Source organism: Sphingomonas sp. IC081 (genome assembly GCF_006874585.1).
Lineage (GTDB): Bacteria > Pseudomonadota > Alphaproteobacteria > Sphingomonadales > Sphingomonadaceae > Novosphingobium.
This window is the reverse complement of the sequence record NZ_CP029761.1, coordinates 1-14,162: the sequence shown is the minus strand read 5'-3', so window position 1 is coordinate 14,162 and position 14,162 is coordinate 1. Positions and strand designations below refer to the sequence as shown.

The 14,162-nt window shown below is 67.2% G+C and carries 14 protein-coding genes; 7 read left to right on the top strand and 7 right to left on the bottom strand.

Going from position 1 to position 14,162, the window contains the following annotated elements; genetic code table 11:
- The first annotated feature begins 48 nt into the window (after nt 1-48).
- On the top strand, nt 49-1,068 hold the full coding sequence (gene trpS / locus DM450_RS00075) for a tryptophan--tRNA ligase (protein WP_142632054.1): 1,020 nt from the start codon (nt 49-51) through the stop codon (nt 1,066-1,068).
- 39 nt (nt 1,069-1,107) lie between these two features.
- Here trpS and DM450_RS00070 read toward each other — a convergent pair whose 3' ends face one another.
- Entirely contained in the window at nt 1,108-1,788 is a 681-nt protein-coding gene (locus DM450_RS00070; RefSeq protein WP_142632053.1) for an MOSC domain-containing protein, read from the bottom strand.
- 191 nt (nt 1,789-1,979) lie between these two features.
- Between DM450_RS00070 and DM450_RS00065 the strand changes: the two genes are divergently transcribed.
- The 3 genes from DM450_RS00065 to DM450_RS00055 all read left to right on the top strand — a co-directional run bounded on the left by DM450_RS00065 (nt 1,980) and on the right by DM450_RS00055 (nt 3,366).
- A complete protein-coding gene (locus DM450_RS00065; protein WP_409529347.1) occupies nt 1,980-2,678 on the top strand; it encodes a DUF4136 domain-containing protein in 699 nt (232 codons plus the stop codon).
- A gap of 142 nt (nt 2,679-2,820) precedes the next feature.
- The gene (locus DM450_RS00060) at nt 2,821-2,988 is read left to right on the top strand and encodes a hypothetical protein (protein WP_260610007.1); all 168 of its coding nucleotides are present in this window, start codon (nt 2,821-2,823) and stop codon (nt 2,986-2,988) included.
- 198 nt (nt 2,989-3,186) lie between these two features.
- The gene (locus tag DM450_RS00055) at nt 3,187-3,366 is read left to right on the top strand and encodes a hypothetical protein (RefSeq protein ID WP_142632051.1); all 180 of its coding nucleotides are present in this window, start codon (nt 3,187-3,189) and stop codon (nt 3,364-3,366) included.
- A 10-nt stretch (nt 3,367-3,376) separates the two neighbouring features.
- Here DM450_RS00055 and dut read toward each other — a convergent pair whose 3' ends face one another.
- The 6 genes from dut to DM450_RS00020 all read right to left on the bottom strand — a co-directional run bounded on the left by dut (nt 3,377) and on the right by DM450_RS00020 (nt 10,216).
- Nucleotides 3,377-3,850, bottom strand: a complete 474-nt coding sequence (gene dut, locus DM450_RS00050) for a dUTP diphosphatase (RefSeq protein ID WP_142632050.1) — start codon at nt 3,848-3,850, stop codon at nt 3,377-3,379.
- Nucleotides 3,831-5,465 (bottom strand): phosphopantothenoylcysteine decarboxylase, encoded by a 1,635-nt coding sequence (locus DM450_RS00045; RefSeq protein ID WP_142632049.1) that lies wholly within the window; start codon nt 5,463-5,465, stop codon nt 3,831-3,833. Before DM450_RS00045 ends, dut begins: the two co-directional genes overlap by 20 nt.
- Before the next feature lie 42 nt (nt 5,466-5,507).
- Nucleotides 5,508-6,815 carry a hypothetical protein gene (locus DM450_RS00040; protein ID WP_260610006.1) on the bottom strand — a complete coding sequence of 436 codons (1,308 nt, stop codon included), beginning with the start codon at nt 6,813-6,815 and terminating at the stop codon, nt 5,508-5,510.
- Complete coding sequence (ubiB, locus tag DM450_RS00030; RefSeq protein ID WP_142632048.1) at nt 6,779-8,359, bottom strand: 2-polyprenylphenol 6-hydroxylase; 1,581 nt, start codon at nt 8,357-8,359, stop codon at nt 6,779-6,781. Before ubiB ends, DM450_RS00040 begins: the two co-directional genes overlap by 37 nt.
- A gap of 10 nt (nt 8,360-8,369) precedes the next feature.
- A complete protein-coding gene (locus DM450_RS00025; protein ID WP_142632047.1) occupies nt 8,370-9,101 on the bottom strand; it encodes a class I SAM-dependent methyltransferase in 732 nt (243 codons plus the stop codon).
- A gap of 206 nt (nt 9,102-9,307) precedes the next feature.
- Nucleotides 9,308-10,216 (bottom strand): DMT family transporter, encoded by a 909-nt coding sequence (locus DM450_RS00020; protein ID WP_142632046.1) that lies wholly within the window; start codon nt 10,214-10,216, stop codon nt 9,308-9,310.
- 114 nt (nt 10,217-10,330) lie between these two features.
- Here DM450_RS00020 and mutM point away from each other — a divergent pair, with 114 nt between their 5' ends.
- The 3 genes from mutM (at nt 10,331) to dnaA (ending at nt 14,095) form a co-directional block, all read left to right on the top strand.
- Complete coding sequence (mutM, locus tag DM450_RS00015; protein WP_142637302.1) at nt 10,331-11,143, top strand: bifunctional DNA-formamidopyrimidine glycosylase/DNA-(apurinic or apyrimidinic site) lyase; 813 nt, start codon at nt 10,331-10,333, stop codon at nt 11,141-11,143.
- Between the two features lie 145 nt (nt 11,144-11,288).
- On the top strand, nt 11,289-11,549 hold the full coding sequence (rpsT, locus tag DM450_RS00010) for a 30S ribosomal protein S20 (RefSeq protein ID WP_142632045.1): 261 nt from the start codon (nt 11,289-11,291) through the stop codon (nt 11,547-11,549).
- A 1,109-nt stretch (nt 11,550-12,658) separates the two neighbouring features.
- Nucleotides 12,659-14,095, top strand: a complete 1,437-nt coding sequence (gene dnaA, locus DM450_RS00005; protein ID WP_142637300.1) for a chromosomal replication initiator protein DnaA — start codon at nt 12,659-12,661, stop codon at nt 14,093-14,095.
- Nucleotides 14,096-14,162 lie beyond the last annotated feature (67 nt).

Genomic DNA, 14,162 nt, shown 5'->3' with positions numbered 1-14,162 from the left:
ATCCACACCCTACGACCCACCACCCATAAACTCGCGAAGGACGCGTCCATGCGTATCGTCTCCGGCATTCAGCCCACCGGCAACCTGCACCTCGGCAACTACCTGGGCGCCATCCGCAACTGGGTCTCGATGCAGGACGACGCCACCGCCAACGGCGGCGAGTGCCTCTATTTCCTCGCCGATCTCCATGCGATCTCGATGCCGCACACCCCGGCGGACCTTTCGGCCAATACCCGCGAGATGGTCGCCGCCCTCGTCGCCTGCGGCGTCGATCCCGATCGTTCGGTGCTGTTCAACCAGGCCCAGGTGCCCCAGCACGCCGAGATGCAGTGGCTGCTCAACGGCACCGCCCGCATGGGCTGGCTGAACCGCATGACGCAGTGGAAGGACAAGGCCGGCAAGAACCGCGAGGGCCAGTCGGTCGCGCTGTTCACCTACCCGGTGCTCCAGGCCGCCGACGTGCTGATCTACCAGGCCACCCACGTGCCGGTGGGCGAGGACCAGAAGCAGCACCTCGAACTCGCGCGCGACATCGCCCAGAAGTTCAACAACGACTTCTGTGCCGAGGACGCGCCGCTGTTCACCCTGCCCGCACCGTTCATCCCGCCCGAAGCCGCCCGCATCATGAGCCTGCGCGACGGGTCCTCGAAGATGAGCAAGTCCGATCCCTCGGACATGAGCCGCATCAACATGACCGACGATGCCGACACCATCATGCAGAAGGTGAAGAAGGCCAAGACCGATCCCGAACCGCTGCCTGCGGACAAGGACGGCCTCGAAGGCCGCCCCGAGGCGAAGAACCTCGTCTCGATCTACGCGGTCATGGCCGGCACCCGCGTCGAGGACGTGCTGGCGCAGTTCGGCGGCCAGGGCTTCGGCAGCTTCAAGCCGGCGCTGGGCGAACTGCTGGTCGAGAAGCTCTCGCCGATCAACGCCCGCTTTGTCGAACTGCGGCAGGACAAGGACGCGTTGGATGCGATCCTGAAGAAAGGCGCCGAAAAGGCCCGCGCGCTGGCGATCCCGACGCTCGAAAAGACCTACGAGGCGCTCGGCCTCGTGCGCGGCTGATCGCTGGGCGGGGCGGCGCGGGTTCGCGCCGTCCCGCTCTCAGACGTCCAGACCCATGAGCTTCGCCCGCCGCCGCTTCCACGGTGCCGCCAGTTGGGCGACTTCCCCCAAGGCCTCAAGCCCCTCGCGATCCTGCTTGTAATCGCCGGCGATCAGCAGGCCGAACACCCGCTTCACGCTCCATTCGGGCCAGGGCCGCGCGGCCAGTTCCATCGTCTCTCCGGCGGCCACCTCGCCTTGCTCGATCACCCGGTAGTACCAGCCCGCCCGGCGTGAGCGGACCATGCCCGCATTGACCGCCGCGCCGCCGAATCGGTGGTCGAGCTTCCAGCACGGCTGACGCCCCTGGCTCACTTCCACCAGCGCCGTGCCCAGCCGCCAGCGGTCGCCGATGCAGATCGCCTCCTCGGTCAGCCCCTGCGTGGCGATATTCTCGCCGAAGGCACCGTAGTGGGCGAGCAGGGGATGGTCGCCCAGCTGTTCGCGCCAGAAGGCATAGTGGTCGTGCGGATAGTGGTGGATCGCCTTGTCCGGCCCGCCGTGGACCGAAAGATCGGCCTGGGCATCGCCTTCCAGCCCCAACAGGTGGACCCGCACCGCCCCCGCCACCGGCTGCTTGGCGATGGCGCTGGGTTCCTCAACGCCCCGAAAGGCGCGCACCTTTCCGCACTGGAGCGAGCGAATCGGCACGCAAGCCGCGATCGGGGGACTGGTGGGCATTGCCGGGCGCTCCTACATGGGGTCGGTCTGCTGGGGCCATGAGCAGCGGATGAACAGGGCCACGACCCATCACAGTTGTGCCACCATTCAACCGCTATTCAGGGCATTGATAATAAGGCAGAGTCGCAAGGAATCACAGGCCGCGCTTGGGAAGGGCGTTTCGGGCCTGTCGGGTTCATGGAGTGAGACCAATGACAGACAATTCCGGAACGGATTTCGGCCCCGGAACGCATTTCGGCAAGCTGAGGATCGCGGTAGTCGCCGTACTGCTCATGGCGCTTGCTGCATGCGCCACCCCGTTCAAGGCCGACGTATCGCGCTTCCAGTCGCAGTTGCCGGCCCCGCAGGGCCAGAGCTTTGCCGTCGTCGCCGACGATCCGAAGCTGGCCGGCGGCCTCGAATTCGCGACTTATGCCGCGCTGGTGCGCGACCGCGTGGCCAAGCTCGGCTACACCCCGGTCGACGATCCCGCCAAGGCCACGCTGATCGTGCGCTTCGACTACGGCGTCGACAATGGCCGCGAACGCGTGCGCTCCTCGCCCGGCATGGGCGGTTACTGGGGCCCGTGGTACGGCGGCGGCTTCTATGGTCGCGGTTTCTACGGCCGCGGCTTCTACGGCCCGCGCTGGGGCGGCCCCTGGTCCTATGGCTGGTATGATCCCTTCTTCGACGGCGGTGTCGACAGCTACACCGTGTTCACCAGCGGCATCTCGCTGAAGATCGACCGCGCGGTCGACAACCAGCGCCTGTTCGAAGGCAAGGCCGAAGCGGTCTCGACCTCGAACCGCCTGCAGTACCTCGTGCCGAACCTGGTCGAGGCGATGTTCACGAACTTCCCGGGCAACTCGGGCGAGACGCTGCGCATCTCGGTGGCGCCGGAAAAGAAGTGACCTGACGGGTCTGCGCGCTCCGCTGCAAGGCGGGGGGCCAGCAGGAGACGGGCTCGCCGGGCAACCGGCGGGCCCGTTCCTGCTTTATGGGGTATCTCCCGCAAGCCGCGCCGGATATAGCCCCGAACCAATGAACACCTTCATGGCCATCATGTCGCAGCTCTTCTGGGGGGTGACCATCGGAGCGCTGACATCGGCCTTCTCGTTCCTTGCCAAAGGCCTGGCCGCGATTTTCGGGCTTGGGGCAGTGGGCTGGTACGGGTTCAGGCGACACCGCGAAAAGCGCGCGCGAATCGACCGCAAGGACTGAACCGGCGCAGGCGCGAGACCGTTAGAGCCGTTTCCGATCCGATTGCATCGGATCAACTGCTCCAAGATTTTGATCTTACGCGTTTTCCGAGTCATCAGGTGATTCCACCTGATTAGAAAACGCTCTAAATTCTCGCAAGCGACTGATATTTCGCCGCATCACCTTGAAAACCAGCCCTGCCGATCAGAGATGGGCGGCATGCCTCTCGATCACGTCGCCGATGCCATCACTCTTGCGGCCGATGCGCTCGACGCCGCAGATACGGCAGACAGCGTTCACCGCAAATGGGGCTGCAAGGGCTGCCTCATCGCATTGCTGCTGCTTGCCGTGGTCATCCTGCCGATCCCGTGCGGGTCAGGCGCCTTTTCAGGCGCCTGACCCGCAACGGTCAGTTCCCCAGCGCGACCACGCCGCCGGTCGAGCCGAACCCGCCTTCGCCGCGCAGCGTCTCGTCAAGCTCCTCGACCTGCAGCCACGAGGCACGGGTGACGGGGGCGAGGACCAGCTGCGCCACGCGGTCGCCGCGGCGGATCTCGAAAGGCTCGGCGCCGTGGTTGATGAGGATGACCTTCAGTTCGCCGCGATAGTCGGAATCGATGGTGCCAGGCGCATTGGGCACCGAAATGCCGTGCTTGAGCGCAAGGCCCGAGCGCGGGCGCACCTGGATCTCGAAGCCTGCCGGGATCGCCATGGCAAGGCCGGTGGCCACCGCATGACGGCCGCCGGGGGCCAGCGTCACGTCCTCGGCCGAGACCGCATCCATGCCCGCCGCGCCGTCGGTGGCGTAAGCCGGCAGCGGCAGGCCTTCACCGTGGGGAAGGATCTTGACGGCAACCGGGATTTCAGTGGCGGGGGAGTGCATCTGCGAACCTTTCGACGAGGAGGCGCGCGACCTCCTCCTTGGGCATTTCGGGAAGGGAGATCACGTCGTCGCCGCGCACGATGTGAACGGCATTGACGTCGCCGCCCATGACATCGCCGGAGACGTCGTTGGCAATGATCCAGTCCGCGCCCTTGCGCTTGCGCTTTTCCTTGGCGTAGCGGATCACGTCCTCGGTCTCGGCGGCAAAGCCGATCAGCAGCGGCGGCCGGTCGGGCCGCGCGGCAACGCTGGCGAGAATGTCGGGGTTTTCGGTCAGCAGCAGCGCCGGCGGGGCCGAGCCGCGCTTCTTGAGCTTGTCCTTGGCGACGCTGATCGTGCGCCAGTCGGCCACGGCGGCCACCATCACGCCGATATCGGCGGGCAGCGCCTGCTTCACCGCATCGGCCATTTGCTGCGCGCTTTCGACGTCGACCCGGTCGACCCCCGGCGGGGTCGGCAGATGGACGGGCCCGGCCACCAGCGTGACCCGCGCACCGGCCGCAGCGGCGGCGGCGGCAATCGCGAAGCCCTGCTTGCCGGAAGACCGGTTGGCGATGTAGCGCACCGGATCGATCGGTTCCCAGGTCGGCCCCGCCGTCACCAGCACATGGCGGCCCGAGAGCGGACCGTTGGCCGGCTTCTCGAACGGAGCCGCTCCGAACGCCGCACCGCCGAACGGCTGCGGCGCCGGAGCCGGGGAGACGGTGTGGTTGATCGCCGCCGGATCGGTCGGCGGCGCCGAGCGGGCGGCGCCCTTACGCGCGATCAGCAGGCCCGCTGCCGGATCGGCAATCGCCCCGCCGCCGCCAAGCGGATCGGCAATGGCTCCGTCCTCGGCGCCGAAGCGGATCGCCTGCTTGGCCTTCTGCAGGCCCCGGCTGATCATCGAACCGCTGAGGCCGCCCAGACCGAAGCTGTCCGACGGCGCGTCCTCGGCGCTCGGCTCGGGTTCGGGCGCGGCGAACTGCGGCTGCCAGGGGAACGGGTCGGCAAGATCGAGGCCGACTTCGGGATAGGCCTCCGATTGCGGCAAAGCGGGAATAGACCCCGGCAGCGGCGCCACTTCCACCGGCCCCAGCCCGAGCGCCCAGGCGATGCGCTGCCAGATCGCGATGGGATCGGGCAGGCGGCCGGGGCCGAACTCGCCGCAGGCCATCGTGCCCTCGTCGGGCTCCATCACGTCGACGCCCGCCTCGCGCAGGATCTGCACGTTGCGCATGGTCGCCGGGTGCTGCCACATGCGCACGTTCATCGCCGGCACGGCCATGACCGGCTTGTCGGTCGCCAGCATCATCGTGGTGGCAAGGTCATCGGCAATGCCCGAGGCCATCTTGGCCATGAGGTCCGCCGTCGCCGGGCAGACCACCACCAGGTCGGCCTCGCGGCTGAGCTGGATATGGCCCATCTCGACCTCGTTCTTGAGGTCCCAGAGCGAGGTGAAGACCGGCCGCTCCGACAGCGCCGCCAGCGCCATCGGGGTGACGAAGTGCGATCCGCCCTCGGTCAGCACGCAAGTCACCTCGCCGCCTTCCTTGCGGATATGGCGCACGAGTTCGCAGGCCTTGTAGGCCGCGATGCCGCCGCCGACGACCAGGAGAATACGGGGACCACTCATGGTCCGGGCTTGTGCAACAGCGTTCACGGGCGCGCAATCCATTTAGGGATGGCGGTTTACGGTATTCACCGGAGAATTGGGTATCCTCGCGGCAACCACAAGCCCCCGGAGCGCACGCGGCGCAAAGGCGATACCGGCAAAGATCACCGGCGCCAGCATCGCCCCCCAGTAGAAATTGTCCCAGCGCCCCGCCGCCATGAACAGCACCCCGTAGCCCGCCGCCAGCAGGAAGGCGAACAGCCCTTCCTTGCGGTTCCAGCCGAGCCAGCCGAACGTCATCAGGATCACCGCCGGGCCCGACAGCCAGTGCGGCAGCCAGCGCAAGTTGCTCGACTGGACCACATTGCCCAGCCAGCCGGAGAGGCCGCGCAGCACCAGCCAGGGGGCGGAGTGCGGATCGCTCGGCAAGACTTGCGACGAGACCAGCGACACGTGCCAGGCGAGCGCGGCAAGGAACACCGCCACCAAGGCCGACCACGCCGCCGCCTCGCGCCAGTTGCGCTGCCACAGCGCGGTCACCGCGAGCAGCAGGACAAAGGGCAGCGTATGCTCGCGGATCGCCAGCGCCAGCGCGGCGGCGGCAAAAGCGGCGTGCCACCTCCCCTTTTGTAAACGCCCCTTTGGCCCGCGCCCGCCGATCCGGTGGAGCCCGAAGGCCAGCGCGATGAGGCCGCCCGCCCAGAGTTCGTGCAGCGGGAAATAGTGGCGGTTGAGCCCCAGCGATGCCCCCACGAAGACCAGCGCCGTCGCCATGCGCCTGAGCCGGGGGGAGATGCCCGCCTCGCCCAGCTTGCGCCACCACGCCGCGATGATGCCCAGCATCAGCGCGATGGCGGCAACGATCTGTCCGGCAGCGCCCAGCCAGGCATCGAGATAGGCCAGCGTCGGCAGGCGCACGGCAATGGCCGGGTTCACCGGATAGTCGCGCGCGCGCTGTTCGGGGACGATGAAGTCGTAATAGGCCTCGCCCCGGGCGATGCGGGCGATGGCGGCTTCGTAAAGCGCGATGTCCTCGTCGTAAGGCTTGGCCGCGGCGCCGGGCTTACCGGCAGCCGGGATCGGCCCTTCGACCGGGCCGGACCACGGCGAGCGGCTGCCCGGCTTGGCGACCGGCACCATGGCCGAGGCGACCAGCAGTGCCGCCAGCACCGCCAGTGCGATCCGCGCGCACCAGGCCGGCCAGGCGGCAAAGACCAGCGAGACGTCCCCGCCGCCTCCCTCGTCCTGTGCCCCCTCGTCCTTCGCCCCCTCGTCCTTCGCCCCCTCGGCCTGTGCCCCCTCGGCCGCGCCCGCCGGCGTACCGACGGGCGTGCTCAGCCCGCCAGCAGTGTCCAATACGTCAACGCCCATGCAGCACCGCCCCCCAGGATTGCCGCCAGAGCATAACCCGCCCAATGGTTACTTTGAGGTTTACGCTCGCGGCCGGGCGACCAGATTAGGTCGACTTCGGGCAGCGGCGCCTGTTCGGGCGCCCCGCCCTTGGCCGGGAACTTCTCCTCGATCCGCCGCACCAGCGCGGGCAGGCGGAACAGGGTGCCGAGGTCTTCGCGCAGACGGTCGGCGATCACCGCCTCGGGGCCGAGTTCGTCGCGGATCCAGCTTTTCACGAAAGGCGCGGCGACGTCCCACATGTTGATGTCGGGATCGAGCGCGGTTGCCAGCCCCTCGACCATGACCATGGTCTTCTGCAGCAGCAGCAGGTGCGGCTGCACGGCCATGTCGAAGTCGCGGGTGATCGCGAAGAGCCCGTCGAGCATCTGCCCGACCGAGAGCTCGGACACCGGCTTGCCGCGCATCGGCTCGCCCACGGCGCGCAGCGCGGTCGCGAACTCTTCCACCGTGTGGTAGCTGGGCACATACTGCGCCTCGAAATGGATCTCGGCGACGCGGCGGTAATTGCCGGTGGTGAGACCGTAGAGGATTTCCGCCAGCCACAGCCGCGCCTGCCGGTTGATCCGGCCCATGATGCCGAAGTCGATGGCGACGATCGTCGCCCCCTCTTCCCCGCTGCCTTCCACGAACAGGTTGCCCTGGTGCATGTCGGCATGGAAGAAGCCGCAGGAAATCGCCTGCGTGAGGAACGTCAGCACCAGCTTGCGCGCCAGCTTGGGCAGGTCGTGGCCCGCTGCCCTGAGCGCGGCGATGTCGCTCATCTTGGTGGCGCCGATCCACTCGACCGTCAGCACCTGGCCATTGGTGCGGTCCCAGTCGATGCCGGGCACGCGGTAGCCGTGGATGCCGTGCATGACTTCGGCGAGTTCGGAGGCCGATGCGGCCTCGCGGCGCAAGTCCAGCTCGCGCAGGGTCCAGCGCTTGAGATTGGCGACGACCGCGCGCGGGCGCAGGCGGGCCGCCTCGCCGCCCAGCGCCTCGAGGTGCGCGGCGGCCCATTCGTAGGTCTCGACGTCCTCGGCAAACTGCTCGCGAATGCCCGGGCGCAGCACCTTGACCGCGACCGTGCGCCCGTCCGGCGTCACCGCGCGGTGGACCTGCGCGATCGAGGCGGCGCCGACCGGCTGCTCCTCGATCGAGGCATAGACCTGTTCGAGCGGACGCCCGAAGCTGGTCTCGATCACCCGGCGGATTTCGGAGAAGGCAACCGGCGGCAGGCTGTCCTGCAAGGTCAGCAGGTTGCGCGCGGGACCTTCGCCGACAAGGTCGGGCCGGGTGGCCAGCGCCTGCCCCAGCTTGATCGCCGCCGGGCCGATTTCCTGAAAGGCGCCGGCATAGTCCGGCTCGACCGGCTGGCGCGCGCCGAAACGGGCGATCCGGCACAGGCGCTTGACCTGAACCGGGGCATTGCGGTCATTCTCGATCCCGCGCAGCGCCCCGTGGCGCGCAAGGACGCGGCCCCACTTGAGGAGCCGCAGGATATGCGTGGTCGAACCTGTCACGGTGTACGTCTCAGACCTTCCAGCCCGAGTGGATCGCCACGAGGCCGCCCATGATCGGCTCGACCTTGGTGTGCCTGAAGCCGGCTTCGCGGATCATCTTCTCGAATTCGGGCATCTTCGGGAAACGACGGATCGATTCGATCAGATAGCGGTAGGAATCGGCGTCCCCGGCGATGGCCTGCCCGATCTTCGGCACCAGGCGGTGCGAATAGGCATCGTAGACTTCCTTGAAGCCGGGCCATTCGGTGGTCGAGAATTCGAGGCAGAAGAAGCGGCCGCCGAACTTGAGCACGCGGTGCGCCTCGGCCAGCGCCTTGTCGATATGGGTGACGTTACGGATGCCGAAGGCGATCGTGTAGGCATCGAAGTGACGGGCGGGAAACGAGAGTTCCTCGGCGTTCTGGCGCGACCAGACGAGGCCGTCGATGCCGCGTTCCATCGCCCGCTCGACGCCGACGTCGAGCATGTCCTGGTTGATGTCCGACACGGTGACCGAGGCCCCCTGCGCGGCCATGCGGAAGGCGATGTCGCCGGTACCGCCCGCCATGTCGAGGATCTGCTCGTCGCGGTGCGGCTTCACGCGCCGCACGAACTTGTCCTTCCACAGACGGTGCATGCCCACGGACATGGCATCGTTCATCACGTCATACTTGCGTGCAACGCTGGAGAAGACGGCGCCGACGCGCGCCTCCTTCTCGTCGGTGGCCACATCCTCGTAGCCGAAGGAAACCGTTTCGCTCATGGCGCAGTCCTCTAGCCGTCCGGCCGCCCGGGCGCCACCGGAGTTTTGCAGTCAATTTGTCGTATGGAATGTTTGGAAAATGCCCATCCGGGCATTTTCATGCGGCACCAGCCCACTCCCCCACCCGACCACCCATCAGGATACACTCGTGGGTGGTCGGGTGGGGGAGTGGGCTGGTGCCGCCAAAATCCGCCTTCAGCGGATTTTCAACCAGTCTTTATGCGACGCAGCGCCAGCGCCGAGAACACGATCCCCGCCAGAATCAGCGCCATGCCCGCGAAGTGGTAGGGCATCAGCCGCTCCCCCAGCAGCAGCGCGGAAAGCAGCGCGCCGAACAGCGGCATCAGCGTGATCGCCTGCCCCGCCCGGGCCGCGCCCAGATCGGCGGTCGCGCGGTTGTAGATGAAATAAGCCACCGCCGAAGGAAACAGGCCGACATAGGCGAAGGCGGCCAGCGCATGGGGGCTCCAGCGCACCGCCTGCCCGCTCGCCGCCTCCATCATCGAAAGCGGCGCCATCGCCAGTGCGCCCAGCGTGAAGGTCAGCAGCAGGAACACCGCCGGCGGCACCGGCGGGCGCTTGCGCAAGAGCACCGTATAGAACGACCATGCCGCCACCGCGCAGAACACCAGGGCATCGCCGCGCCCGAAGCTCAGGCTCATCAGCGCCGCCGGATCGCCCTTGAAGACGATGGCGACAACCCCCAGCGTCGAGACGGCCACGCCAAGGACATGCAGCTTTCCGGGCCGCCCGCCGAACAGCACCCGGTCCAGCACGGTGACGACAGCGGGGATCGCCGCCTGCAGCAGCAGGGCATTGGCGGCGGTGGTGTAGTGCAGGCCCTTGTAGATGAAGCCGTTGAAGCAGACGACGCCCAGCACCCCCAGCACAACGATCCACCGCCATCCGGCCACCACCGCGCGCCACTCGCGCCGCAGCGGCCCCAGTGCAAAGGGCAGCAGCGCCGCCACCGCGATCAGCCAGCGCCCGAAAGCGAGCGTGAACGGCGGGATGTCGTCTCGCACCGCCCGCCCGGTGATCGAGTTGCCCGCCCAGAACAGCATGACGAGGCCAAGCATGGCAAAGGCACGGAAATTGGAGCGGTTCTCTTCCATGCCGGCGGCTTAGCGGGATGTTCGCTCCCTGACGAGGCACGGGACGGCCGTAAACTTGATCCGGCAACGCCGTTCCTTCCCATGGACCCGGCGACGCCCTATCTCTCCCGCACGATGCCAGAGCTTCCAGAAGTCGAAACCACCGTGCGCGGCCTCGCCCGCTATCTCGAGGGCGAGCGGATCGCCCGCGTCACCCTCAACCGCGCGGACTTGCGCCGCCCGTTCCCGCCCGACCTCGTGCAGGTCATGACCGGCGCGCGTGTCACCGCGATGGGCCGGCGCGCCAAATACGGCCTCATCCATACCGACCGCGACCAGACCATGGTGTTCCACCTCGGCATGTCCGGACGCTGGCGAATCGAACCCGAGAAACCGGAAAAGCACGATCATCTGGTGATCGAGACGGGCTCGGGCCATGTGCTGGCGCTCAACGATGCGCGGCGCTTCGGTTCGGTGGACCTGGTGCCCACCGCCACGCTCGATTCGTGGGGCCCCTTCGCCGCGCTCGGCCCCGAACCGCTCGGCGAGGGCCTGACGGCGGCCCATCTCAAAAGCCACCTTGCCGGGCGAATCGCCCCGATCAAGCAGATGCTGCTCGACCAGCAGCTGGTGGCCGGACTCGGCAACATCTATGTCTGCGAGGCGCTGTTCCGCTCCGGCATCCGGCCCGACAGGGAATCGGGACGCGTCACCCTCCCCGCGCTCAAGAGACTGGTCCCGGCGATTCGCGAGGTGCTGTCCGAATCGATCGCGGCGGGCGGCTCGACGATCCGCGACTACGCCCAACCCAACGGAGAACTGGGCTATTTCGCGACTTCGTGGCAGGTCTATGGACGCGAAGGCCAGCCTTGCCTATGTGGCGGCACCGTTCGGCGCTTCGTCCAGGGTGGACGCAGCACGTTCTGGTGCCCGAAATGCCAGAAATAGGCGGTTTCGGAGGCGCCTCGCGGGTTGACGGAATAGCGTCACACCGCTAAGGGGCGCGCTTTCCGGCGAGTCCGCTCGCCAAGCAGATTCGTTAGGCATTGGGCCGCCATCACCGCTGTGTGGGGGGCCAGACAGAGGAAATTCGATGGCCAATACGCCGCAAGCCCGCAAGCGCATCCGTCGCAACGAGCGCCGCGCCGAGATCAATACCAACCGCGTCAGCCGCATCCGTACCTTCGTCAAGAAGGTCGAAGCCGCGATCGCCGGTGGTGACAAGACCGCTGCTTCGGCCGCGCTCAAGGAAGCCCAGCCCGAGCTGGCACGCGGCGTTGCCCGCGGTGTGCTTCACAAGAACACCGCAGCGCGCAAGTTCTCGCGCCTGACCAAGGCCGTCTCGGCTCTCTGAGCCCGGCCTGACAGTCCGGCCTTCACGGCGGGACTGATGCTTCGGCCCAAGCTGCCGTCCGGAATTTTCGCTTCACGGCGAAGAATCGGACGGAAAGCTTGGGCCGATGGCATTTCAGGGACCGAAGACGCGTCTTTCGGGAACGCCCCGTTCGGAGCGGCCTGCGCCGACAGGGCCCGAATCCGCCTTTCGAGACGGACCCGGGCCCCGGCGCTAGCCAAAGCGACAGCTACAGCCGCCAGCTACAGCCAATGGCCGCGCTGCCCCGCCGACCGCGCGCAACCCGTTCCGGCTCGCCCGAATCGTCGCAGGATGCCCCCGCATCCCGGTCCGACGGTTCCACCGCCTTTCCCGCTACCCGCGCCCTGCCGCGTTCCGGCTGCCCGTTGACGGCAAGCGATGCCGGACCCACGGCTTGCCGCGACCCGGGATATGCCGCGGTGCAGCAGGTGCCGGAACGGAGCGGGCGGGAGCCGCCATTCGATTCGTTCCTTGCCCGCCCGATGCCCACCCGGCGCCCGCCGGGACTCGGAATCAGGGACGAATCGCATGCGAGTCGCAGCGCCGGACGGGGGGCAATCGCCCCGGCGATCCGCACCGTAAGGTACGGAACAAGAACGAAGTCGGAGCCGCCCCCGGTCGGCTCCGGCGCCGCTCGGCTGCGCGCGGGAACGCCAATCCATTGAAACGGCAGAAACCTCGCGATTCGCGTGGCGCCTTGTGGCGCCCTCAATTCAAGCCCATGAATTTACACGAAAAAATCCATTCATGACGGATTTTGGGCACTCCCGGCCGAGTCAACAGGCATAATTTTTTTTATTTGGGGAGTGGCATATTGCACCACAACCAAACCCGTTTCTAAAAGGGTCCCCGGCCGTTGCGGAACCGGCCGGGGAACATCGACAGCAACGAAGCATCTGCTGCAAACATGCGTTTGCGGCTGGGGGCATCTTTACGTTTGTAAACGTAACAATTGGCGATGGACCAGTTCCGGTTGCGCGAGGGCCCGTTCGGGGCAGCAGCCAACAAGGGGGGTTGGTTTAATGTCAGGTACAGCAGGTCAGGGCGCTAACGGCGTGAGCAAAAAATCGAAGGCGGTAAAGTTGGTGATGGAAGAGGATCAGGAAGCCGTGAATCTGGCGGCCGACTGGGCGGACATCAGCCAGGGTTTACGCAAGGATCTGGGTCAGCAGGCCCACAGCCAGTGGATCAAGCCGATCCAGCCGGGCAACTACTGCAAGGAAACCGGCACGCTCGATCTCTACCTGCCCACCGAGTTTTCGGCGAACTGGGTCGCGGACCGTTTTGCGGACCGCCTCTCGCTGGCATGGAAGATCGCCCGTCCCGACGTGCGCCACGTGCGTGTGCTTGTGCATCCGGGTCGCCGCCAGCTTCCCGAACTGCGCCTTGGCGGCGGCGGCGCCCTTCCGGCCAGCGCTCCCGCCAATGATTCGGCACAGGGCAGCGCGGACCCGATCTCGGCCGTGCTCGCCGGCGAAGCCTTCGCGGCCCTGGGCCAGGGCCCTGCCGGCATCGACGCCTCGCAGACTTTCTCGAGCTTCGTGACCGGCCAGTCGAACGTGCTGGCCTGCAACGCCGCGCAGCGCATGGCTGCCACCGAAACGCCGCAGTTCTCGCCGCTCTATCTCAAGGGCGCGACCGGCCAGGGCAAGACCCACCTGCTGCACGCGATCGGCCACGCCTATCTCCAGCACCACCCCCATGCGCGGATCTTCTACTGCTCGGCCGAGCGCTTCATGGTCGAATTTGTCCAGGCGCTGCGCCAGAACCAGATGATCGAGTTCAAGTCGCGCCTGCGCGGTTTCGACCTGCTGCTGGTGGACGACATCCAGTTCATCATCGGCAAGGCCTCGGCGCAGGAAGAACTGCTCTACACGATCGATGCGCTGCTGCAGGAAGGCAAGCGCCTGGTCTTTGCCGCCGACCGTGCGCCCCAGGCGCTCGACGGCGTCGAGCCGCGCCTGCTCTCGCGCCTGTCGATGGGCCTGGTTGCCGACATCCAGCCGGCGGACATCGAACTGCGCCGCTCGATCCTCCAGAATCGCCTCGGCCGCTTCGCTTCGGTCGACGTGCCTTCGGACGTCATCGAGTTCCTTGCCCGCACCATCAACCGCAACGTGCGTGAACTGGTCGGCGGCCTCAACAAGCTGATCGCCTATGCCCAGCTGACCGGCCAGGCCGTGTCGCTGCAGCTGGCCGAGGAACAGCTGACCGACATCCTCTCGGCCAACCGCCGCCGCATCACGATCGACGAGATCCAGCGCACGGTCTGCCAGTTCTACCGGATCGACCGGACCGAGATGAGCTCGAAGCGCCGCGCCCGCGCGGTGGTGCGTCCGCGCCAGGTGGCGATGTACCTCGCCAAGGTGCTGACGCCGCGCTCCTACCCGGAGATCGGCCGCAAGTTCGGTGGCCGCGATCACTCGACGGTGATCCACGCCGTGCGCCTGATCGAGGAACTGCGCACGCGCGATGCCGACATGGACGGCGACGTCCGTTCGCTGCTGCGCCAGCTGGAGTCCTGAAGCTTTTCCCCGGACTATCCCCCGATAGTCCACGAATAGCCCACAAGACCTCCACACTTTATCCACA

Coding starts and splice junctions, on each gene's coding strand:
- trpS (WP_142632054.1), top strand. CDS start 49: ATGCGTATCGTCTCCGGCATTCAGCCCACCGGCAACCTGCACCTCGGC.
- DM450_RS00070 (WP_142632053.1), bottom strand. CDS start 1,788: ATGCCCACCAGTCCCCCGATCGCGGCTTGCGTGCCGATTCGCTCGCTC.
- DM450_RS00065 (WP_409529347.1), top strand. CDS start 1,980: ATGACAGACAATTCCGGAACGGATTTCGGCCCCGGAACGCATTTCGGC.
- DM450_RS00060 (WP_260610007.1), top strand. CDS start 2,821: ATGGCCATCATGTCGCAGCTCTTCTGGGGGGTGACCATCGGAGCGCTG.
- DM450_RS00055 (WP_142632051.1), top strand. CDS start 3,187: ATGCCTCTCGATCACGTCGCCGATGCCATCACTCTTGCGGCCGATGCG.
- dut (WP_142632050.1), bottom strand. CDS start 3,850: ATGCACTCCCCCGCCACTGAAATCCCGGTTGCCGTCAAGATCCTTCCC.
- DM450_RS00045 (WP_142632049.1), bottom strand. CDS start 5,465: ATGAGTGGTCCCCGTATTCTCCTGGTCGTCGGCGGCGGCATCGCGGCC.
- DM450_RS00040 (WP_260610006.1), bottom strand. CDS start 6,815: ATGGGCGTTGACGTATTGGACACTGCTGGCGGGCTGAGCACGCCCGTC.
- DM450_RS00025 (WP_142632047.1), bottom strand. CDS start 9,101: ATGAGCGAAACGGTTTCCTTCGGCTACGAGGATGTGGCCACCGACGAG.
- DM450_RS00020 (WP_142632046.1), bottom strand. CDS start 10,216: ATGGAAGAGAACCGCTCCAATTTCCGTGCCTTTGCCATGCTTGGCCTC.
- mutM (WP_142637302.1), top strand. CDS start 10,331: ATGCCAGAGCTTCCAGAAGTCGAAACCACCGTGCGCGGCCTCGCCCGC.
- rpsT (WP_142632045.1), top strand. CDS start 11,289: ATGGCCAATACGCCGCAAGCCCGCAAGCGCATCCGTCGCAACGAGCGC.
- dnaA (WP_142637300.1), top strand. CDS start 12,659: ATGGAAGAGGATCAGGAAGCCGTGAATCTGGCGGCCGACTGGGCGGAC.